Here is a 21,773-nt window from a genome sequence, read left to right as displayed (position 1 = left end):
ATCGCCGCCAAAGGCCCGTCCTCGCAACGACCCGACCCACGCCATTGCCGACGCCGGAAAGCACCAGGCCTGTGTGTCAGCCTTTATCCGCCAGGTCCAGCCACACCGGTCCGTTCGGGTATTGGTACCGCTCCAGAGTCTCGGCGGTCATTTCGATGCTGTAACCGGGGCGTTGCGGCGGCATGTAGCGCCCGCGCCGGATTACCACCGGATCGAGGAAATGTTCGTGCAGGTGATCGACGTATTCGAGCACGCGATTCTCCAGGGAGCCGGACACCGCGATATAGTCGAACAGCGAAATGTTCTGCACGTACTCGCACAACCCCACGCCGCCGCCGTGAGGGCAGACGGGCACGTTGAATTTGGCGGCCATCAGCAGCACGATCAGCACCTCGTTCAACCCGCCCAGGCGCGCGGCATCGACCTGACAGAAGTCCAGCGCGCCAGCCTGGAACATCTGCTTGAACATCACCCGGTTATGGCAATGCTCCCCCGTCGCCACGCCAATCGGCGCAATGCGCTGGCGGATGGTCGCGTGGCCGAGAATGTCATCAGGGCTGGTGGGTTCTTCGATCCACCAAGGCTCATACGCCGCGAGCCGACGCATGTTGCTGATCGACTCTTCGACGCTCCAGACCTGATTGGCGTCCATCATCAGGGTGCGCTCCCAGCCCAGTTCGTCGCGCAGAATCGCCGCGCGGCGCATGTCCTCCTCAATGTCCGAGCCGATCTTCTGTTTGATGTGGGTCCAGCCCTCCGCCACCGCTTCGCGGACCAGACGGCGCATCTTCTCTTCCGAATAACCCAGCCAGCCCGGCGCCGTGGTGTAGCCCGGATAGCCTTCTTCGAGCATGTGCGCCTCGCGCTCGGCCTTACCTGGCGCCTGTCGACGCAGCAGCGCGATGGCTTCCTGAGGCGTGATCGCATCGGTGACGTAGCTGAAGTCCAGGCACTTGACCAGTTGTTCGGGCGTCATGTCGGCCAACAGCTTCCAGACCGGCTTGCCCTCGACCTTGGCCCACAGGTCCCACACCGCATTGACCAGCGCGGCGGTGGCCAGGTGAATCACACCCTTTTCCGGCCCCAGCCAGCGCAACTGGCTGTCGCCTGCAGTGATGTCATGCCAGAACGCGCCCATGTCAGCGGTGATCTGCTCCAGACTCAGGCCCACCACCCGCGGCGCCAGGGACTGAATGGCGGCGACACAGATTTCGTTGCCCCGACCTATGGTGAACGTCAGACCGTGGCCTTCCAGGCCCTCGGATGAATCGGTGTGAAGCACGACGTAGGCGGCCGAGTAGTCCGGCGCGCTGTTCATTGCGTCGGAGCCATCAAGGGACAGTGAAGTGGGAAAGCGGATATCGCGAAGGGAGACGGAGGTGATCTGCATGGGAAACTCTTGTTGTTTTCGATGTTGATCAAGCAAGCAGGCGGCCAGAGGACCTGCGCTCAGTGATGATTTGACTGTAGGCCCATTACCGATACAGGCATAATCGCGAAATCCTAATCATCGATATCGAATCTGGTATGCCTGACAAAACCCCACCTGACCTGCCCGGCAAATTCAGCACGCTGAAAATCTCCAGCCGCCAGATCGCCCTGCTCAATGCGCTTGGTGAGTTGGGCAATCTGCGCAAAGCGGCTGCGGCGATTCACACCACTCAGCCGGCCGCCAGCCTTCTGCTGCAACAGCTCGAAGATCGCCTCGGCGTGCAGCTGTTCGAACGCCTGCCGCGCGGCATGCAGCCGACACTGTCCGGCGAGGTCATGATTCGCTATGCCCAAGGCGCGCTGCACGAGTTCGAATACGCCGAAACGCAGATGGCCGAGCTGGCCCGAGGTGCGACAGGCATGGTGCGCATCGGCACGGTCATGGGTCCGGTGCCGACGCTGTTGACGCGTGGCTTGCTTGCGTTCAAAGCAGCGCATCCAAAAGTGCGCATTGCTCTGGAAGTCGGCACCAGCGACGCCCTGCTGCCGGCGTTGATCCGGGGCGATTTCGACGTTGTGCTGGGGCGTTTGCCCGGTCAGCTGCACGCCCACGAACTGGACATCCGTCTGTTCGAGCAAGGCGAACGCATGCGCATCATCGCCCGCGCCGATCACCCGCTGACCCGCTCCACGCCGGTGCTGGCGGATCTTGCGCCACTGACCTGGATCCTCCACCCGCCCGGCAGCCCGATGCGGCGTCAGGTGGAAAATGCCCTGCAGGCCGCGCAACTGATCGAACCGCTGGACATCATCGAGACCAGCTCGATTCTGGCGACGACCGCCATGATCGAGTCCTCCGACATGATTGCGGTGGTGCCCAACGACGTGGCGCAGCACTATGCCCGCTACGGCATGATCGCGGTGTTGCCGGTGGACCTGCCGCTAGCGATGGCGAACCTTGGCCTGCTGACCTCCAGGGCGAGGCCGATGTCGGCAGCGGTTCGCGCACTGCTGGGGTTTCTGCAGGATGAAATGGCCGCGTGATTCGATAACCAATCGTTATCAATCAATCGAAACCTTTCATTGGGAAATTATCAGCCCGCTTCATAGAGTGAGTCACAAACCGGGTCGGCCCGCTCCGATCCTCAAACAAGAAAGATCTGGCCGCCTGTGACGGTGTTGTTCCCTTGCCCGGGAGCCGTTGTGTCGAATACAGACGCAGGTGGCAACCGTTCTGAGAGGCCGCATGGAACTCATCGTCAAAACGCCCGCGTTCGACAGCAACGCGCTGGTCATCCGCCTCAACCCTCTGGATAACGTACTGATCGCTCGGCAGCCTTTGACCGAAGGCACGGTGCTGACCGATGAAGGCATCACCGTTCTTCAGGCCATTCCTTCCGGACACAAAGTGGCGACCGTGCGCGTCGAGCAGGGCCAGCCGTTGCGCCGCTACGGACAGATCATCGGCTTCGCCTCACGGCCCATCGAGCCGGGCGAGCATGTGCACGTGCAGAACGTTGAAATGGGCGATTTCTCCCGAGATTACGCGTTCGGTGTCGACGCCCATGAAACACCTCAGACCGAGGCGTTTTTCCAAGGCATCGTGCGCGCCGATGGCCGGGTCGCCACTCGCAATTACATCGGCATTCTCACCTCGGTCAACTGTTCGGCGACCGTTGCGCGGGCCATTGCCGACCAATTTCGCCGCGACATCCATCCCGAAGCCCTGGCCGATTACCCCAACGTCGACGGTGTCGTAGCGCTGACCCACAGTTCCGGTTGCGCCATCGACTCGAAAGGCGAAGCCATCGACCTGCTGCGTCGCACCTTGGCCGGTTACGCCGTGCATCCGAACTTTGCCGCAGTGCTGGTGGTGGGACTGGGCTGCGAGACCAACCAGATTCAGGACCTGCTCGACAGTCAGGGACTCAAGGCCACCGACCAGCTGCGTGCCTTCACGATTCAAGGCACTGGCGGCACGTCCAAGACCATCGCCAGCGGCATTGAACAGGTGAAGTCGCTGCTGCCCCAGGCCAACCGGATCACTCGGGAAACGGTCAGCGCCCGGCATCTGATCGTCGGGTTGCAATGCGGCGGTTCAGACGGCTATTCCGGGATCACCGCCAACCCGGCTCTGGGCAACGCGGTGGACCGGCTGGTCGCCGCGGGCGGCACGGCGATTCTCTCGGAAACCCCGGAAATCTATGGCGCCGAACACCTGCTGACCCGTCGCGCTACCAGCCGCGCCGTCGGTGAAAAACTGGTCCAGCGCATTCGCTGGTGGGAGGACTACTGCCAGCGCATGAACGCCGAGCTGAACAACAACCCTTCGGCGGGCAACAAGGCCGGCGGCCTGACGACGATTCTGGAAAAGTCCCTCGGCGCCGTCGCCAAGGCTGGCTCGACCAATCTGGTGGGCGTGTACGAATACGCCGAAGCGGTCCGCGCTAACGGCCTGGTGTTCATGGACACGCCCGGTTACGACCCGGTTTCGGCGACCGGTCAGGTCGCTGGCGGCGCCAACCTCATCGCCTTCACCACCGGGCGCGGCTCGGCCTATGGCTGCGCGCCTACGCCCTCGATCAAGCTGGCGACCAACCATCGCGTGTTCGAATTTCAGGAAGAGGACATGGACGTCAACTGCGGCGGGATCGCCGACGGCAGCACGACCATCGAGGAGCGCGGCGCGCACATTTTCCAGATGATGCTGGACATCGCGTCCGGCGCGCGGAGCAAGAGCGAGCAACACGGCTATGGGCAGAACGAGTTCGTGCCGTGGCACATCGGCGCGATCACCTGATCGCCCGACCAGGCAGCATGCGGGGTCGGAAATCCACTGCCGGTCGGTGATCCCGACCGGCAGCCAGCAACCTTAACAACAATAAAAAAGGTGCCTATGAAAACCCTCAAGACCTACCAGACGATCACCATCGTCTTTCTGATGCTGTTCGGCATCGTCAACTATCTGGACCGCAGCGCGCTGTCCATCGCCAACACATCCATCCAGAAAGACATGCTGATCAGCCCCTCGGAGATGGGCATTCTGCTGTCGGCCTTCTCGCTGGCCTACGCCTTCGCGCAACTGCCGATGGGCATGGTGATCGACAAGCTGGGCAGCAAGATTGCCCTGGGCGGCGCACTGATGGTGTGGTCCATCGCGCAGACGGCGTCGGGCTTCATCAACAGCTTCAGCGGCTTTTTCGCGCTGCGGGTCCTGCTCGGGATCGGCGAAGCGCCGATGTTTCCATCGGCGGCGAAAACCCTCAATGAGTGGTTCGAAGAGCATGAGCGTGGCACACCGACCGGCATCGTCTGGTCGGCCACGTGCATCGGCCCCTGCCTGGCCCCGCCGCTGCTGACGCTGTTCATGGTCAACTTCAGCTGGCGCGGCATGTTCATCATCACCGGCGTGCTCGGCATCGTGCTTGCCCTGTGCTGGATGATGTTCTACAAGAGCCGCGCGCAATACCTCAAGGAGCGCGACGCACTGGGCGAGCTGCCGGTGAGTCCGGCGCCTGTTGCCGAGGCCGGGCCGAAACCTTCGTTTTTCGCCGGGTGGGTGGATCTGTTCAGACACCGCAGCACGTGGGGCACGTTCCTTGGTTTCATGGGCGTGATCTACATGCTCTGGCTGCACCTGACCTGGCTGCCGGGGTACTTCCAGCGCGAGCATGGCCTTGACCCCTATCAGACCGCGTGGGTCGTGTCGTTTGCCTATGTGTTCGGTGCCATCGGCACGATCGCCGCAGGAAGAATCTGCGACCGGCTGGTCAAGCGTGGCGTCGGCGTCCTCAACAGCCGCAAATACACGGTGATCGGCGGCCTGGTGTTCGCCGCCGTGTTCACTTTGCCGCTGACCTTCGTCACCAGCCTGAGCGGTTGCGTGGCACTGCTGTGCCTGGCGCTGTTCGGGATCAACCTCTCCAGCGCAACCGCCTGGATGGTGGTCAACACCGTGGTCGACACCAAACGCGTGGCGTCGCTGGGCTCGATCCAGAACTTCGGCGGTTACATCGCAGGCTCCATTGCGCCGATCGTCACTGGCTTCAGCGTGCAGTATTCCGGCACCTTCGCCACCGCCTTCGCGGTCAGCGCCATCGTCGCCTTGCTCTCGGCGGTGGCTTACTTCGTCCTGCTCAAGGCGCCGATTCCCGTGCACACCGGCTTCGACAAAGGCGCCTGGCAGCCGCAGGTGGATGAGGTTCAGGGCCGGCACGTCTGAGCAATCACGCCAGCATTGCCCGGTCCTGGGTTTGCCAACGGCAGCGATTCGTAAACGCTGCCGAGGGCAGGACCGGGGCAGCGCGCCATGCTCAGCCACGCCTGCCCCGCCGCCGGGCACAAGCCGGCATCGTTTGCCGATCCTCCTATCTGACGTGTCATTGACCATTTTCCCCTTCAAAATCCCGCACTTGTCCTACTCTGTGTGTCAGACGGTCGCTGTTGCGATGCCAAGCGCCTGAACGATGTGTGTCGTTCGCATAAAACGGCGGGTCTGAAATCGTAGATGTCAGCGAGGATGGGGATTGAGACAGGAAGAAGGTTCGGACTTCGGCGCCAGGCACCGGCGGCTCAAGCGCATGCCGGTGCTCTGGCTGGCCGGGCTGTTCACCGTGCTGGTGTGCATTTCGATCACCAGCATCACGGTCTGGCAGTTGCGTCAGGGCCGCGCCCACGAGCTGGAAATCGCCAACACCAATGCCGCCAATCTCGCCCGCTCGATGGCGCAGCAGGCCGACGACGCATTCGATCAGGCCGATATCCCCGTCGTCGGTATCGTCGAGCGACTGTCCTACGATGGCTTCGGCGCCGCTACCAGTTCACGCATGCACGATTACCTGCGCGCCACCGCCGCCAGCGTCGAGCAGATTCAAGGCCTGTTCATCTACGACAAGAACGGCAACTGGGCCGCCACCTCGCTGAGCCACATGCCCGCCAATGCCAACAACGCCGATCGCGAGTACTTCAAGTTTCACCAGGCCATTGACAGCAACCTGACTCACATCGGCGAGGCGATCCGCAGCCGCACGACCGGCGACTGGATCATTCCGGTTTCCCGCCGGGTCAACGATTCGACCGGGCAATTTGCAGGTGTGGTGCTGGCAACCATCGAGCTGGGCTATTTCGAACGGTTCTTCGACCGCTTCGACATCGGTCAGCATGGGGTCCTCACCCTGGCGATGGCCGACGGCAAGGTGCTGGCCCGCCGCCCGGACCTGCAGAACCTGAGGGGCGTGTCCATTGGCGATGGCGAGCTGTTCCGCAAATACCTGAAGGAGCATTACGAAGGCACTGCCACGGTCGAGTCGATGCTTGACCATGAAGTGCGCATCTACGGTTACAAGCGCCTGGACCGTTACCCGCTGGTGGTGCTCGCCGGCTTGTCGGAGAAGGAAGTGCTCGATGAATGGCGCCAGTATGCCTGGCGTTCGCTGGCGATCATCGTGTGCGTGGTGGTGGCGAATCTGTTGTTCGGGGTGTTGCTGTTTCAACAGATCCGCTTCGGCCTAAACGCCGAATCACAGCTGCGCATCGCCAGCCACTCGCTGGAAAAGCTGGCGTTGCAGGACAGCCTGACAGGGCTGGCGAACCGGCGGCATTTTCAGGAGATCCTCGGTCTGGAGTTCGCCAAGGGGCAGCCCAATCTTCACCCGCTCAGCCTGATCATGATCGACATCGATTTTTTCAAAAGCTACAACGACAACTATGGGCACGTGGCGGGCGACAAATGCATCGTCGCAGTGGCCGAGTGCATTCGCAGCAATCTCAATCGCACAGGCGATCTGGCCGTGCGTTACGGCGGCGAGGAAATGGCGGTGTTCCTGCCCTACAGCGACCTGCAGGGCGCATTCGCGCTGGCGGAAAAGATTCGTCAGTCAGTGCTCGCCCGCGCCCTGGAGCACCATGGCAACCCTTTGGGCATCGTCAGCATCAGCCTTGGGGTCTACGGCTGCCTTTCGCAGGAGTGCCCGAGCATGGAAGTGTTCGTCGAGCGGGCGGACGCCGCGTTGTACATGGCCAAGCACCAGGGCCGCAACCGGACGGTCGCCTGGCTGGAGGCTTCGGACGGTTACTGAGCGGCCTGCGCCCGGACAATCTGCGCGACCTTGCCGCGGAACAGGTCGAGCCGGTCGGCAGGCGCGTCGTGCTCGACCACCAGCGCCCCCACTTCTTCGCACTGCGCGACTTGATAATGGGCAATGCTGGCGAGCTTCTCGTTGATCACCGCCACCGCCACCTGACCACTGCGCGCGACCACCGCCCGCTTGAATTCAGCAACGTCCATGTCGAAAGCGGTCACGCCTTTGAGCGCATCCAGCGCGCAGGCGCCCAGAAAACACAGGTCGAAATTGAAATGCGCCAGCTGCTGAATGGTGGTGAAACCGTAGGTGCTGCCAGCCACCGGACTCAGTCGCCCGCCCAGCAGGATGACCTCGACGGAAGGCAGCTTCATCAATTCCACGGCGATCAGCGGCGCGTTGGTGGTGACCGTCAGCGCCATGTGAGGGTCGATGGCCTTGGCGATGGCGAGGTTGGTGGAACCTCCGTCGATGAAGACATGCTGGCCTGCCGCAATGAGGCCAGCGGCGGCGATGCCCAAGTCACGTTTGCGACTGGGTTGGTGTTCGATGCGCGCGGTCAGCGGCCCATCCGACGCCAGCGAAATCGCGCCGCCGTATACCCGTTTGCACAAGCCGGCAGCGGCGAGCGCACCCAGATCCCGGCGAATCGAATGCTCGGAGACGTTGAACTCGGTCGCCAGATCCGCCGCGAGCACCCGACCGTGCATCGCCAGCCGCTCGGTGATCAAACGCTGACGCTCGCCGGGAAACGCTTCAGGACTGGCAGACATAACAAGGACCTCACATCACGCTTGAACGATCAGAAACGAGCAGAATCATGCGTGCGGTCAAAAGCAAAAGTCAAACTTGCTGGGGCATTCCCGAGTTCCCCAGCCGCACCCAAGCCCAGTAGGAGTGAGCTTGCTCTGGGCCGCACTCGGACGATCTGCCGGGGACCGGCAGCAAGACCGGTGAACGCGGTATGTCAGGCATACGCGGCGGCTGGTTTGCGACTGCTGCGCAGCCGATCGCGGGCAAGCGCGCTCCTACAATGATCTACGGGCATTCCCGAATCCTCCGGCCACACCCAAATCCCGTAGGAGCGCGCTTGCCCGCGAAGACTGATTACCAGCCGCTGCATCTCCACCGGATGTACCGGCCAATTCGCGAGCAAGCTCACTCCTACAGAGATCTGCGAGCATTCCCGAATTCTCCGGCTATACATAACCCCCGTAGAAGCGCGCTTGCTCTGGGCCGCACTCGGACGAATGGCTGCGCAGCGACAACGATTCAGGCCCCGTCGTCGGCGAGGCAACATGAAGATTGCACATCGGCCTGAACCCCTGCTCGTCTGCGGCACTCCATCTTTCTTTGCACCCTCAACGGAGACATGTGATGAAGATCGATTTGACGGGCAAGACGGCGCTGGTGACAGGCTCTACGGTGGGCATCGGTTATGCCATCGCCAAAGGGCTGGCCGAGGCCGGGGCTGAGGTGGTGGTCAACGGCCGCAAGCAGGATGCGGTGGACAAGGCCATCGCCAGCCTGCAGAAGGAAGTGTCCGGCGCGCGCCTGCGTGGCGTGGCGACCGATGTCGGGACGGCCGACGGTTGTGATGCCCTGGTCAAGGCGGTGCCGCAGGTGGACATTCTGATCAACAACGTCGGCATTTACGGCCCTCAGGACTTCTTCGAAACGCCGGATGAAGTCTGGCAGCGTTTTTTCGAGGTCAATGTGCTGTCCGGCGTGCGGCTGTCCCGTGCGTATGCCGATGACATGGCCAAACGCGGCTGGGGGCGGATCGTGTTCATCTCGTCCGAATCGGCCCTGAACATTCCGGCCGACATGATCCATTACGGCTTCACCAAAACCTCCAATCTGTCGATTTCCCGCGGTCTGGCCAAGCGCCTGGCGGGCACGGGCGTCACTGTCAATGCGGTCCTGCCGGGCCCGACGTTGTCTGAAGGCGTGGCCGACATGCTCAAGGACGAGGTGGCAAAATCCGGGAAATCGCTGGAAGACGCAGCCGCCGAATTCGTGATGGCCCACCGTCCATCTTCGGTGATTCAGCGTGCGGCAACGGTTGAGGAGGTCGCGAACATGGTGGTCTATGTCTCGTCGACGCAGGCATCAGCCACCAGTGGCGCGGCATTGCGGGTCGATGGCGGCGTGGTCGATACCATCGCGTGAAGCGCAGGATGGGCAACAAGTGAAGCAAGTGACCAGAGGCGCCCTCAAGTGACGCCCCTGGTCTGTCTCGGCGGTCTCAAGGTGTCTATTCCTCCTCTTCTTCCTCGTCGTCCACTAACGTGAACCAGGGTTTCAGTTCGCTCAGCTCGAAATTGCCTGACTCCGCTCTGGCCCTCCCGATGCGGGGAAAGTCAGTGGTTTTGAACGAAACGGACGCATCACCGATCTCGGCGCTCGTCGATACTACGGATGTGTCAGCCATGTTTGAGCCTCCCTGTCCAAAGATGCGCGTAAGAACGCCGAGTCAATATAGACCAGCTCCATGAACCGCTCGTCGATTCGCGACTCAGCGGTCATACACGGATCAGAACTCGGCATACTCCGCGCGCATGCGGCCATTGCGTTTGACGCGGTACAGCAGGCCGTCGACCTTTTCGATGAAGGCCAGCGCATTGTCGCCTGCATCGGGTACGACGGTGCCCACGCCCAGACTCAATGTCAGCAGCGGGCAGACGTCGGATTTCGCATGAGCGATCTGCTGCTGCCGCACCAGCTGCATGCACTTCTCTGCCACCTGACGCGCTTTTTCCTGAGACGTGTCGGGCAGCAGCCAGACGAACTCCTCGCCACCGATGCGCGCGATGAAATCGCCCGGATTGTTCGCCGCCAGCGAGAGCGTGCGGGCTACCGCGCGCAACGCCTCGTCACCCTTGATATGGCCGTAATGGTCGTTGTACTGCTTGAAGTAATCGATATCCATCAGGATCAGCGACAGCGGCTGACGAGTCTCCTGCGCTTTCGCCCACTCGCGTTCCAGAACCGTGTCGAACATGCGCCGGTTGGCAATTCCGGTCAGGCCATCTTGATAGGAGAACGCTTCCAGCTGCTTCTGCAGCCGCACCAGATGCTCCTCGGTTTTCTTGCGCTCGCTGATATCGAACATGAAGCCGACCAGTGCCTCGACCTCACCGTCCTTGCGCACCACATGAACGACGTCGCGGATCCAGACGTAATCGCCACTTTTGGTCAACGCACGATAATCGGCCTCATGGTCGACACCGGCTTTGGATTGCGACACGCAGAAATTGACCACGTAATCGCGATCATCGGGGTGCATGCGCTCGACCCAGTCATTGATGCCGACCCAACTGCCCTGCTCCCAGCCCAGCAATTGCTCGATCTGCGGGCCGATGTAGCTGAAGGTCATGCTTTGCCAGTCAATGCGCCACGGGATGGCTTTGGTCGATTCGAGAAGGGTTTTGTAGACGTCGCTGTCGGTGCCGGGAGGCAGGGATTCGTCGCTCATGGTCGGCCACGCTGCAGGAAAGAATGGCGACATCATGTTGCCACCATCTTCGCCACGCAATAGCTCGCGACGGACCCGCGGCTGGGGCGCGGGATTTCCGGACAACCGGTTATCCGCCAGCGCCACGAAGCACGCCGGCAGATCACCCAGCCGTCCGGCTGACCGTCAGGCGGTCAAGGCAGCAGCGAATAAACCAGCGCCGAAATCGACACCAGCCCCAGGGCCACGACGAATACGTTCGACGCCTTGCCCGCGTACTGACGCATGGCCGGCACGTTGCGCACGGCATACATCGGCATCAGGAACAACAGCGCGGCAATGACCGGGCCGCCAAGGGTTTCGATCATGCCCAGAATGCTTGGATTGAGCGTCGCCACCAGCCAGCACACCACCAGCATGAAGCCCGCCGTCAGCCGATCGAGCGTGCGTGGCGAAGGGCGACGGCCGGTTTTTACCACCAGCCCCTTCAGGCCTTCGCTGGCACCGATGTAATGACCCAGAAAAGACTTCGTGATCGCCACGAACGCAATCAGCGGCGCCGCGAACGCGATGGTCGGGTTGCTGAAATGGTTGGCCAGGTAAGACAGGATCGACAGGTTCTGCGCCTTGGCCTCGGCCAGTTGCTCCGGCGAAAGGGTCAGCACGCAACTGAACACGAAGAACAGCACCATGACCACCATCAGCAGGTGCGCGCGGGCGAGAATCTGCGAGCTGCGTCGCTCGGCCTGTTCACCATACTGACGCTTCTGGTCGACTGCAAAGGCGGAGATGATCGGCGAATGGTTGAACGAGAACACCATCACCGGAATCGCCAGCCACAAGGTGTGCACGAAGGCCGATGGCGCGGGCACGCTGCTTGCGGTGCTGAGGATGCCGCCGGTCCAGTGCGGAATGAGGAACACCGCCAGAATCAGCAGCGCGACGATGAACGGGTAGACCATCAGGCTCATGGCCTTGACGATGATCTGTTCGCCGCAACGCACTACGGCGAGCAGGCCGACGATCAGCACGAAGGCCAGCAGCGCGCGCGGGGGCGGCTGGATGTGCAGTTGATGCTCGAGGAAACTGCCGACGGTATTGGTCAGCGCAACGCTGTAGATCAGCAGGATCGGGAACACCGCGAAGAAATACAGCAGCGTGATCAAGGCGCCGGCTTTTTTGCCGAAGTGCTGTTCGACCACGTCGGTGATGTCTGCGCCTTCACGGCCCGACAGCACGAAACGGGTCAGCCCGCGATGCGCATAAAACGTCATCGGGAAGGCCAGCACGGCGAGAATCAACAGCGGCCAGAAGCCGCCGATGCCGGCGTTGATCGGCAGGAACAGAGTGCCTGCGCCAATGGCGGTGCCGAACAACCCGAGCATCCAGGTGGTGTCTTGGCGGTTCCATGAAGTCACGCTCGCGGGCGCGGCGTCGAGACGTTGTTCGACGCTGTTGGCCTGATCATTCATCCGGTCGATTTCTCCGTTGCCGGTGATAGCTACAAGGTCAAAAGCGCGTCAAAAAGCTCGGCAGTCGGCGCCCCTGACCGGTTCTCTACAGGGAAAGGGGCGCGATTGTCCGGGATTAGGGAGCAGAATCAAAGGGTTGTCGGAGGGATGGTCATGCTTTCAGACGCCTCTGACGGGTAACTGCGACAAGATTACGCAGGCATGGCGATCGATCGCACACCCTCGCGCACGGCAACGAAATGCCCGGCGCTGTAAAGGCGCCGCCTGCATTCGCGCACACCGGTCAGGCCGACATCGGCCTCAGCGGCATGCTCAACTCGACCCGTAATCCATCACTTCGGCTGTCGAAACGCAGCGAGCAGGCGCAGCGCTGAACGATGGCCTGAACGATGGCCAGCCCCAGTCCCGCGCCCGGGCTCTTGCCATTGCGCCAGAACCGCTGGGTGAGTTTTTCCAGATCAGGCTCGGGGATGCCCGGGCCGTAATCACGCACCCGGAAGTGCGCCTGGCCGTCGAAAGTCTCCACGCTCAGTTCCACCCGCGCTGCCGCGTGGGTATGACGCAGGGCGTTATCGAGCAGATTGCGCAGCGCCGCCACGGCCAGTGCAGCCGGCATTTCCACCGGCGCAGTGGAGAGCCGCGAGGCGAGGATCAGCTCGATGCGCGTGTCGTCGCCGTGATTGGCGTCATGGATCGCCAGCCGCGCGACTTTTTCCGCGTCACACTGCACGCCGTCGTCGAACGACAGACTGCCCTCGACACGCGCCAGCAACAGCAGCTGTTCGAGGGTCCGGTGCATCCGGTCGGCGCCCTCCTCCGCATGGGCCAGCGCCTTGTCGCGTTTGTCGCCTTCGGTCATCCGCGCCACTTGCAGGTGGGTCTTGATGGCCGTCAGCGGGCTGCGCAATTCGTGGGCCGCATCGCCGGTCAGCCTGCGCTCACGCTCAAGGGTCTGGGCGATGCGCTGGAACAGCTGATTCTGGCTCTTGAGCAGCGGCTGCAATTCGCTGGGCAGGTTCGGCACATCGAGCGGCTCGACCGAATCGGCGCTGTGGCGGTTCAACGCATCACGCATTCGGTTCAGCGGCGCCAGCCCGCGTCCGATACCGAACCAGACCAGTATCAGGCTGCCGAACAGCGCCACCAGCACCGGCACGGAGGCGGCAAGCAACACCGAATGGCCGAGCACGTCGCGTTCTATCTGGCGGTCGGCGGTGCTCACCCGAATGCTGCCGTGCATCATCGTGTAAACGCGCCAGTGATCGCCGTTGATCATCTGGTCATGGAAGCCGCTGGCGTCGGCTTTCAGCGGCTCCATCGGCGAGCTTTCGGTGCGCGCCAGCACCTGGCCTCGCTGCGAGCTCAGTTGGCACGCCATGCCGTTGGGAATCCCGAGGTCGCCTGCGCGCAGCGAGCGTCCGTCAGCCGCCGCGGGCATCTGCATCTGTTCAAGCAATCCGGCGACCATGCGTGCCGACGCCTCCAGGCGCTGGTCCAGCGACTGCATCATCTGGGTGCGCAGGTCGCGCAGCATCCACGCGGCGGCCAGCACCCAGATCAGAATGAACGCCGAGCCCAGGATTAGGCTCAGGCGGGTGCGCAGGCTCATCATCGCGGCGACTCCCGGCCGTCACCTGCCGGCCCGAGGCGATAACCCAATCCGCGTACGGTCTCGATGATGCCGCCGCCGAGTTTGCGGCGCAGATGATGGATGTGGACGTTGAGCGCGTTGCTCTCGACTTCGTCGCCGAAACCGTAGACGCAGTCCTTGAGTTGCTCGCCCGAAAGCACCCGACCGTTGTTGTTCAGCAGCGCGTGCAGCAGCGCCTGCTCTCGGCGTGACAAATCCACCGGCTGGCCTGCCAGACGCGCTTCGCGGGTGCTGGGGTCATAACTCAAAACGCCGTGTTCGATCACATTGACGCTGCGCCCGGCCATACGCCGCACCAGCGTGTGCAGGCGTGCGCTCAGTTCACGCAGATCAAAGGGCTTGAGCAGATAGTCGTCGGCACCGGCCTGCAAACCGTCGACGCGATCGGTGACGGTGTCGCGGGCCGTGAGGATCAGCACGGGAATCTCGACGCCTTGATGGCGCAACTGACGCAGCAGCTTGAGGCCGTCTTCGTCGGGCAGCCCCAAGTCCAGCACCATGACATCGAAATGCGCCGCCGACAGCATCGCCCGCGCCGCCGATGCGGTGGCGACCCGGTCGACCGTCAGGCCTTGAGCGTCCAGACCGGCGGCGATGCCGCTGGCAATCAGGTCGTCGTCTTCGCAAAGCAATACGTGCATGGCTGGCCCCGGAGAAAAAGGCGATTGGAACAGCGTGGGATTAAGCGTGGATTATGCACCGGCCCGAGGCGTCGCTGGTCGTCTTGTTGATTGCCGAAAAGTCGTCGTCGGGCAACACCAGGTGGCGGATGCGGACCCGACGTTAACGAGGCCTTAATCACCGATCGCCACGCTGCGGGGCATTGATGATTGGCTGGGGTTGGGCATGCGTAGGGTATGGATGCTGTTGCTGGTGTTGTTTCCACTGTTGGCGCATGCGCTTCCCGGTGGGGACTTGTTCAAGAAGCCTGATTTTCTGCCGGTCGGGCAGGCTTTCATTTTCAGTTCCGAGCGGCTGGATTCCGGGGAAACGCGGCTGTACTGGCAGATCGCGGACGGTTACTACCTCTATCAGAAACGCTTGAAGTTCGACGGCCTGTCCCCGCAACAGCAGCCTGCACTGCCGGCCGGGGAGGATCACAACGACGAGTACTTCGGCCAGCAACAGGTCTATCGGCAAGGCCTGGAGTTGACGATTCCAGCGTCGGCCAGCGGTCAGGTGACCATCGGCTGGCAGGGCTGCGCCGACGCGGGCCTGTGTTACCCGCCTCAGAGTCTGCGGGTCGATCTGGGCGCTGACAGCCCTGCTACCAGCCCTGCCGTCAGCCAGGGTCTGGCGCCAGATCAGGCGCTGGCAACCGGTCTGCAACGACGCTCGCTGGGCTGGAGTCTGCTGATCTTTTTCGGTCTGGGCCTGCTGCTGGCGTTCACGCCCTGTTCGTTGCCGATGCTGCCGATTCTGGCGGGTGTCGTGGTGGGCAGCGGTGCGAGCCCGCGTCGTGGTCTTGCGCTCGCGGGCTGCTATGTCCTGAGCATGGCGCTGATTTATGCCGGGCTGGGTGTGCTCGCCGCGCTGCTCGGCGCCAACCTGCAGTCGACGCTGCAACAGCCCTGGTTGCTCGGCAGCTTTGCCGGGTTATTCGTGATCCTGTCGTTACCCATGTTCGGCTTCTTCGAGCTGCAGCTGCCGGGTTTCCTGCGTGATCGTCTGGCCAACGCCGGGCGCCAGCGTCAAGGCGGCAGCCTGCCGGGCGCAGCGTTGCTCGGTGCGCTGTCGGGGCTGATGGTCGGGCCGTGCATGACCGCGCCACTCGCCGGCGCGCTGCTTTACATCGCGCAAAGCGGCAATGCCGTGCACGGTGGCCTGGTGTTGTTCGCCATGGGATTGGGCATCGGGCTGCCGCTGCTCTTGCTGGTCACGGTGGGAAGTCGCTTCCTGCCCAAGCCCGGCGCGTGGATGGATGCGGTCAAGGGCGTTTTCGGCTTCCTGTTGCTGGGGACGGCGTTGATCATGGTCCGCCCTCTGCTGGCCGAAAGCGTGTGGCTGGGGCTGTTCGGCGCGCTGCTGGTCGTCGCCGGATTCTGCGCTGTGGTTCAGACCCGCGCCCTTCAGCGTTTCGCACTGATGGGAGCGCCCGGCGGTGCGATCATCAGCCTCTGGGGCGTGCTGATGCTGATCGGCGCAGCAGGCGGCGGCCATGATCCCTGGCAGCCGCTCAAAGTCTTCAGCGGTTCGGCAAGCGAAGCCGCAGGCGTAAGCCACGACGCCTTCATCAACGTCAGCGATCCGCAGGCACTGGACCGCGAACTGGCCCGCGCCAGGGCAGAAAGCCAATGGGTACTGATCGACTACTACGCCGACTGGTGCGTGTCGTGCAAGATCATGGAAAAAGAAGTGTTCGGCAAAAACGATGTGCTGCAAGCGCTGAGCAGCGTGCGACTCCTGCGTCTGGATGTCACCGCCGACAACGCCGCCAGCCGCGAGCTGCTCGGTCGCTATCAGGTTCCGGGGCCGCCCAGCCTGTTGTGGATCGGACCTGACGGCAGCGAGCGCCGGGACCGGCGGATCACCGGTGAAATCGACGCCAAAGGCTTCGCCGAGCACTGGCAAGCGACGCGGGAGCGCGGCTGATGTTGAGTTTTTCCCTCGGCCCGTTCGTGCTCTCGCTGACGCATCTGCTGCTGTTGATGGCCCTGGCGCTGGCGACACTGGTCGGCTGGCTGGCCGGTCGCAGGCAGCGTATCAATCCGGAGCGCGCGCTGTTTGCGCTGTTCCTTCTCGGGCTTCTGGTCGCACGACTGGCCTTCGTCGCCGCGTACTGGCCGCAGTATCAAAGCCAGATTCTGCGCATCGTCGACATTCGTGACGGCGGCTTTCTGATCTGGCCTGGCGTTGTCGCCGTGCTGATCGCCACCACAGTGCTGGCCTGGAAGCGGCCGCTGCAACGCATGCCCCTGGGACTTGGCGTCGCGAGCGGATTGCTTTTCTGGTGGCTGGCGGGGCTCGTCGTCAGCGCGCAGCATCAGAATGTTTCCCTGCCCGACCTCACGCTGCGCGATACCGCGGGACGGCCGGTGCAACTGAGCGACTATGCCGGACGCCAGCTGGTCATCAACCTGTGGGCGACCTGGTGCCCGCCGTGTCGTCGTGAAATGCCGGTGCTGCAGGCCGCGCAACGGCTCAATCCCGATGTCGTGTTCCTGTTCGTCAATCAGGCAGAGAGTCCTCGGGAGGTGGCGACTTTTTTCGCCAGCCAGGGTCTGCATCTGGATAACGTTTTATTCGATGACAGCGGTGAGCTGGCCAGAAGCGTCGGTTCCGCCGCCCTGCCCACCACCCTGTTCTACAACCCGGACGCGAGCCTGTCGGGCAGCCATCTGGGCGAACTTTCCGACGCCAGCCTGAAGCATTATCTGGACAACCTCAGCGCACCGGCGATGCCTTCTTCCTCCCAGCCAAGGAGCACTCAATGAGTTTCATGCGTTTATCGATCATGGCCGCAGCCGGCATGCTCACCCTGCAGAGCACGCTATTGCAGGCCGAAGAATTACCCGCGCCGATCAAGGCGCTGGAGGCAAAAGGCGCGACCATCAAGGGCAGTTTCGATGCGCCCGGCGGGCTCAAGGGTTACGCCGCGCAATACCAGAATCAGGGCATGGCGCTGTACCTCACGCCCGATGGCAAGCACGTGCTGGCGGGTAATCTGTTCGACGAAAAGGGCGAGGACATCAGCGAAGCGCCGCTGCAGAAGCTGGTCTACGAGCCCATGACCAAGGCCATGTGGACCCAGATGGAGAACAGCGCCTGGATCGAGGACGGCGCAAAGACCGCGCCTAAGGTGATCTATCTGTTCAGCGACGCCAATTGCCCCTACTGCAACATGTTCTGGGAACAGGCGCGGCCGTGGGTCAAGTCCGGCAAAGTGCAGTTGCGCCACATCATGGTCGGTGTGATTCGCGAGGACAGCGCTGCCAAAGCCGCCGCCCTGATGGCCGGTGCCAACCCGGAAATGGCGCTGCAAAAGCACGAGCAAGCCGGCAAAAGCAGTTCGCTGAAGCCTCTGCAGACCATCCCCAAAGACATTCAGGCCAAGCTCGACGGCAACATGAAACTGATGGAAGACATGGGACTGTCGGCAACGCCGTCGATCTTCTACAAGGACGAAAACGGCCACGTGCAACAGCAACAAGGCGCGCCCCGGCCTGAGGTGCTGGCGAAGATGATGGGCCCCAAATAAGTGTCTGCGCGCGTGTGACCAACTGACCAATGGCAACCTGGCCCGAAAAGTGGATACTGCATCGGCTCACCATACATGTAAAAATGTCGATCAACATTTCAAGGGCCAAGCGGGAGGCTCGTTCCATGCGTTACGCCGAAGATCACAAAGCCCAGACTCATCAGCGAATCCTCAACGAGGCTGCCGCACGTTTTCGTCGCGACGGTATCGGTGCCACGGGGTTGCAGCCGCTGATGAAAGCCCTGGGCCTGACCCACGGTGGCTTTTATGCCCATTTCAAATCCAAGGATGATCTGGTCGAAAAAGCCCTGCGTTGCGCAGTGGACCAGATGAGCGAGACCCGGGACGAGAAGTTGGCCGGGGACGCTTCGACCCAGGCTTTCATTGATATGTACCTGAGCAAGGCCCATCGCGACGAGCCGGAAAAAGGCTGCCCGTTGCCCACCATGGCGTCGGAGCTGGGCCAGCGCGGTCAGCCCAGCGAAATCACCGACGAACTCATCACCGACATGCTGCAGACCCTTGAGTCGGGCATGGCAACCGAAGAGGACAGCGAAAAAAGCGTGATGCTCATGTCGAGCCTCGTCGGTGCACTGGTGCTCTCTCGCAGTGCAAAGGATCCGGCACTGGCCGAGCGCATTCTCAGCAGCACCCGTGAGCAGCTGAAGCAACAGATCAAAGCCGCCTGACCCCGCACTCCCCTGTCAGCGATGACAGGGGAGCTTTGCGTCACTCAGGGGTGCCAGCGACGGAACAGCACGCTGGCATTCACGCCCCCGAATCCGAAACCATTGGAAAGCGCGTACTCGATCTCCATCTCGCGGGCCTTGCCGTGAACGATATCGATGCCTTCGGCAACTTCGTCCGGGTTTTCGAAGTTTAGGGTCATCGGCGCGACCTGATCGCGAATCGCCAGCGCCGTGAAAATCGCCTCGATGCCTCCCGCCGCGCCCAGCAAGTGCCCGGTCGCGGATTTGGTCGAGGTCACGGCGACGCCATTCTGATCGCCAAATACCGTCTTGATCGCCGCCATTTCACCCTTGTCGCCGACCGGCGTGGACGTCGCGTGCGCATTGAGGTGCTGGATCTGCGCAGGCTCGATGCCCGCCTGCCGAATGGCCGCCTGCATCGCACGACGCGCCCCGTTGCCGTCTTCCGGACCGGCAGTGAGGTGATAGGCATCGGCGCTGGTGCCGTAACCCACCAGTTCGACAATCGGCGTGGCGCCCCGGGCAAGCGCGTGCTCCAGGGTCTCGATGACCATGATGCCGGCGCCCTCGCCCATGACGAAGCCGTCGCGGTCGCGGTCGAACGGCCTTGAAGCGCGTTCCGGCGTGTCATTGAAACCGCTGGACAGCGCCCGTGCAGCCGCGAATCCACCCAGCGCGACGCGATCAATACAGGCTTCGGCACCGCCGCAGATCGCGATGTCCGCCTCGCCATTGCGGATCAGCCGGGCCGCATCGCCAATCGCCTGAACCCCGGCCGCGCAGGCCGTCACCGGTGCGCCGAGCGGACCCTGGAAACCGTGCTGGATCGACACGTGGCCGGCCGCCAGGTTGACCAGAAACGACGGAATGGTGAACGGCGAAAGACGCCGCGGGCCGCGCGAGTCGGTCGTGCGCACCGCGTCGGCAATGGCGCCGAAACCGCCAACGCCCGCGCCGATGATCGTCGCAGTACGCTCGCGCTCTTCGTCGGTCGAGGGTGCCCAGCCTGCCTGCGCCACGGCCTGTTGCGCAGCGCCGAGGGCAAACAGGATGAAGCGGTCCATTTTCTTCTGCTCTTTGGGAGGCGCTGCAGCGTCGGCGTCAAAACCGGCTTCAGGATCTTCCGCCAGCGTCGGAACCGGCCCGCCCACTTTGCCCGGCAAGTCAGCAACGGTCTCCTCGGGCAACCGGACGATGCCGGAACGCCCTTCGAGCAAGCGCCGCCAGACCGCCTCGACACCTGTGCCCAATGGCGTGACCAGCCCCATTCCCGTCACTACGATGCGACGTTCGCTCATGCATTCACCTTTTCAACATTCATGGCGTAAACAGGTACGTTTCACGCACCCGACGTTTTGTAACGCGCCGCTGCGTGCTGCAGCGAGAGATTCGGCCCCATCGCGAGACGCGCGTTGACGAAGTTCTGCCAGTCCTCTGCGTTTGGCAGCGATGGAATGGTGACCAGCTCTTTCTGATCGAAGCCGGCCAGCGACGCGTCGACCATTTCGTTGACGTCCATCACCATCTCTGCCGGGAAGGCGCTCAGGTCCATGCCGGCACGTTCCCAGATTTCAGTGCGCGTCGCGCCAGGCATCACCGCCTGAACCTGCACGCCCTTCTCACCGATTTCAGCATTCAACGATTGGGTCAGGCTCAGCACGTATGCCTTGCTCGCTGTGTAGACCGCGTTAAAACGCTCGGGAATCATCGGCACCACAGACGCGATGTTAATGATCGCTCCGCGCTTGCGAGCGACGAAACCAGCGGCGGCCGCTGCGGCCAGGTGCGTCAGCGCGGTGATGTTCAGCGAGATCAGTCGGTCGACGTCGCCCAGGTCTGCTTCCGACAGCGGCGCGTTCAAGGCCACGCCCGCGTTATTGACCAGCAGCGTGATCGCCGCATCGTCACGCAGACGCTGCTCGACCTTGGCAACGTCGGCAACATCGGTCAGGTCAGCCTTGAGCACTTCGACGCTGGCCGACGTGTTCGCCCGCAGATCATTGGCAAGCGCTTCCAGACGTGACTGGTCGCGCGCCACCAGCAAGAGGTCGAAACCCCGCTTGGCCAGGCGGTCGGCGTAGGTGAAACCGATGCCAGAGGATGCGCCGGTGATCAGGGCTGTACCTTTGCTGCTGTTAGTGCTCATGGGCATTTCTCCAAGGATGTTCAGGTTAGTCGCCAGCGCATATTACGCTCGTAATTTTACAAATTATATGTCGATCGACATTTTTAATGTCAAGCGTGAAGAACAGGGCGGCAGGCCGGTGATTGACGGGCAAAAAAAAAGACCGATCGCTTGATCGGTCTTTCTGGCTTGAGGTGCTTCAGTCCATCGAGAGTTTTTCGCGGTTCTTGTCCAGGAGCGCTTTGCCGATGCCTTTGACCTCGATCAGCTCATCGACCGAGGTGAAGCCTCCGTGCTCGTCACGGTAGGCGACGATCGCGGCGGCCTTGGCTGCACCGATGCCGGACAGCTCTTTTTGCAGGACTTCGGCGCTGGCGGTGTTGATATTGACTCTGCCGGTCTGCTCGACCTTGGCCGAGGCGACCGCAGGTTTCGCGGCTTCGACGGGCGCAGCGGGGGCTGCGGTCACTGCAACCGAGGTGCTGGCCAGCAGTGCAAAAATCAAAGAGGACAGGTAGGGAATACGCATGAGGGGTGCTCCATGGACATCGTAAGTGGAAGCAGCTTTCCTGAGCTGCCCTGCAAACCTAGACGATGCTGATGGAACCCGGATGAGGGTGTGCGTGACGGGATGTGTAACGTTGGTGAA

19 protein-coding genes are annotated in these 21,773 nt (G+C 62.4%); 9 read left to right on the top strand and 10 right to left on the bottom strand.

All coding sequences use genetic code 11. The features are described 5' to 3' along the window. Nucleotides 1–76: 76 nt before the first annotated feature. Nucleotides 77–1,390: an L-fuconate dehydratase gene (locus AAGQ88_RS07250; RefSeq protein WP_342654858.1), complete on the bottom strand. Its 1,314-nt coding sequence runs from the start codon at nucleotides 1,388–1,390 to the stop codon at nucleotides 77–79. 137 nt (nucleotides 1,391–1,527) lie between these two features. On the opposite strand from AAGQ88_RS07250, the gene AAGQ88_RS07245 reads away from it, so the two are divergent. The 4 genes from AAGQ88_RS07245 to AAGQ88_RS07230 all read left to right on the top strand — a co-directional run bounded on the left by AAGQ88_RS07245 (nucleotide 1,528) and on the right by AAGQ88_RS07230 (nucleotide 7,508). After that, nucleotides 1,528–2,475, top strand: a complete 948-nt coding sequence (locus AAGQ88_RS07245) for a LysR family transcriptional regulator (protein ID WP_342654857.1) — start codon at nucleotides 1,528–1,530, stop codon at nucleotides 2,473–2,475. 202 nt (nucleotides 2,476–2,677) lie between these two features. Then, nucleotides 2,678–4,231, top strand: coding sequence for an altronate dehydratase family protein (locus tag AAGQ88_RS07240; protein ID WP_342654856.1), 1,554 nt, complete (start codon nucleotides 2,678–2,680; stop codon nucleotides 4,229–4,231). Between the two features lie 96 nt (nucleotides 4,232–4,327). Continuing rightward, nucleotides 4,328–5,653 carry an MFS transporter gene (locus AAGQ88_RS07235; RefSeq protein WP_342654855.1) on the top strand — a complete coding sequence of 442 codons (1,326 nt, stop codon included), beginning with the start codon at nucleotides 4,328–4,330 and terminating at the stop codon, nucleotides 5,651–5,653. 304 nt (nucleotides 5,654–5,957) lie between these two features. Continuing rightward, nucleotides 5,958–7,508, top strand: coding sequence for a sensor domain-containing diguanylate cyclase (locus tag AAGQ88_RS07230; protein WP_342654854.1), 1,551 nt, complete (start codon nucleotides 5,958–5,960; stop codon nucleotides 7,506–7,508). On the opposite strand, the gene AAGQ88_RS07225 is transcribed toward AAGQ88_RS07230, so the two are convergent. Beyond that, the gene (locus AAGQ88_RS07225; RefSeq protein ID WP_285425046.1) at nucleotides 7,502–8,284 is read right to left on the bottom strand and encodes a DeoR/GlpR family DNA-binding transcription regulator; all 783 of its coding nucleotides are present in this window, start codon (nucleotides 8,282–8,284) and stop codon (nucleotides 7,502–7,504) included. The two genes, AAGQ88_RS07230 and AAGQ88_RS07225, sit on opposite strands and share 7 nt — an antisense overlap. A gap of 604 nt (nucleotides 8,285–8,888) precedes the next feature. Here AAGQ88_RS07225 and AAGQ88_RS07220 point away from each other — a divergent pair. Continuing rightward, on the top strand, nucleotides 8,889–9,683 hold the full coding sequence (locus AAGQ88_RS07220; protein WP_285425047.1) for an SDR family oxidoreductase: 795 nt from the start codon (nucleotides 8,889–8,891) through the stop codon (nucleotides 9,681–9,683). An 85-nt stretch (nucleotides 9,684–9,768) separates the two neighbouring features. Here the strand turns inward: AAGQ88_RS07220 and AAGQ88_RS07215 are convergent, their stop codons facing one another. The 5 genes from AAGQ88_RS07215 to AAGQ88_RS07195 form a co-directional block, all read right to left on the bottom strand. Next, nucleotides 9,769–9,945: a hypothetical protein gene (locus tag AAGQ88_RS07215; protein WP_285425048.1), complete on the bottom strand. Its 177-nt coding sequence runs from the start codon at nucleotides 9,943–9,945 to the stop codon at nucleotides 9,769–9,771. Nucleotides 9,946–10,047: 102 nt separating this feature from the next. Next, the gene (locus AAGQ88_RS07210; RefSeq protein WP_342654853.1) at nucleotides 10,048–10,989 is read right to left on the bottom strand and encodes a diguanylate cyclase; all 942 of its coding nucleotides are present in this window, start codon (nucleotides 10,987–10,989) and stop codon (nucleotides 10,048–10,050) included. A 173-nt stretch (nucleotides 10,990–11,162) separates the two neighbouring features. Then, nucleotides 11,163–12,440, bottom strand: coding sequence for a serine/threonine transporter (locus AAGQ88_RS07205; RefSeq protein ID WP_342654852.1), 1,278 nt, complete (start codon nucleotides 12,438–12,440; stop codon nucleotides 11,163–11,165). 283 nt (nucleotides 12,441–12,723) lie between these two features. After that, on the bottom strand, nucleotides 12,724–14,052 hold the full coding sequence (locus AAGQ88_RS07200; RefSeq protein ID WP_285425051.1) for an ATP-binding protein: 1,329 nt from the start codon (nucleotides 14,050–14,052) through the stop codon (nucleotides 12,724–12,726). After that, entirely contained in the window at nucleotides 14,049–14,732 is a 684-nt protein-coding gene (locus tag AAGQ88_RS07195; protein ID WP_285425052.1) for a response regulator, read from the bottom strand. Before AAGQ88_RS07195 ends, AAGQ88_RS07200 begins: the two co-directional genes overlap by 4 nt. 205 nt (nucleotides 14,733–14,937) lie before the next feature. Between AAGQ88_RS07195 and dsbD the strand changes: the two genes are divergently transcribed. The 4 genes from dsbD (at nucleotide 14,938) to AAGQ88_RS07175 (ending at nucleotide 18,978) form a co-directional block, all read left to right on the top strand. Continuing rightward, a complete protein-coding gene (gene dsbD, locus AAGQ88_RS07190) occupies nucleotides 14,938–16,683 on the top strand; it encodes a protein-disulfide reductase DsbD (protein ID WP_342654851.1) in 1,746 nt (581 codons plus the stop codon). Beyond that, complete coding sequence (locus AAGQ88_RS07185; protein WP_342654850.1) at nucleotides 16,683–17,525, top strand: prolipoprotein diacylglyceryl transferase family protein; 843 nt, start codon at nucleotides 16,683–16,685, stop codon at nucleotides 17,523–17,525. The genes dsbD and AAGQ88_RS07185 overlap by 1 nt, the downstream gene beginning before the upstream one ends. Beyond that, on the top strand, nucleotides 17,522–18,289 hold the full coding sequence (dsbG, locus tag AAGQ88_RS07180) for a thiol:disulfide interchange protein DsbG (protein ID WP_342654849.1): 768 nt from the start codon (nucleotides 17,522–17,524) through the stop codon (nucleotides 18,287–18,289). Before AAGQ88_RS07185 ends, dsbG begins: the two co-directional genes overlap by 4 nt. 125 nt (nucleotides 18,290–18,414) lie before the next feature. Further along, nucleotides 18,415–18,978, top strand: a complete 564-nt coding sequence (locus AAGQ88_RS07175) for a TetR/AcrR family transcriptional regulator (RefSeq protein WP_285425056.1) — start codon at nucleotides 18,415–18,417, stop codon at nucleotides 18,976–18,978. Nucleotides 18,979–19,022: 44 nt separating this feature from the next. On the opposite strand, the gene fabF is transcribed toward AAGQ88_RS07175, so the two are convergent. The 3 genes from fabF to AAGQ88_RS07160 form a co-directional block, all read right to left on the bottom strand. Then, nucleotides 19,023–20,297: a beta-ketoacyl-ACP synthase II gene (gene fabF, locus AAGQ88_RS07170; RefSeq protein ID WP_342654848.1), complete on the bottom strand. Its 1,275-nt coding sequence runs from the start codon at nucleotides 20,295–20,297 to the stop codon at nucleotides 19,023–19,025. Nucleotides 20,298–20,338: 41 nt separating this feature from the next. Beyond that, on the bottom strand, nucleotides 20,339–21,145 hold the full coding sequence (locus AAGQ88_RS07165; RefSeq protein WP_342654847.1) for an SDR family oxidoreductase: 807 nt from the start codon (nucleotides 21,143–21,145) through the stop codon (nucleotides 20,339–20,341). A 178-nt stretch (nucleotides 21,146–21,323) separates the two neighbouring features. Beyond that, nucleotides 21,324–21,653, bottom strand: coding sequence for a helix-hairpin-helix domain-containing protein (locus tag AAGQ88_RS07160; RefSeq protein ID WP_342654846.1), 330 nt, complete (start codon nucleotides 21,651–21,653; stop codon nucleotides 21,324–21,326). Nucleotides 21,654–21,773: the final 120 nt, after the last annotated feature.

The organism is Pseudomonas sp. F3-2, assembly GCF_038804275.1.
Classification (GTDB): Bacteria; Pseudomonadota; Gammaproteobacteria; order Pseudomonadales; family Pseudomonadaceae; genus Aquipseudomonas.
This window is presented reverse-complemented; position numbering and strand designations above follow the sequence as displayed.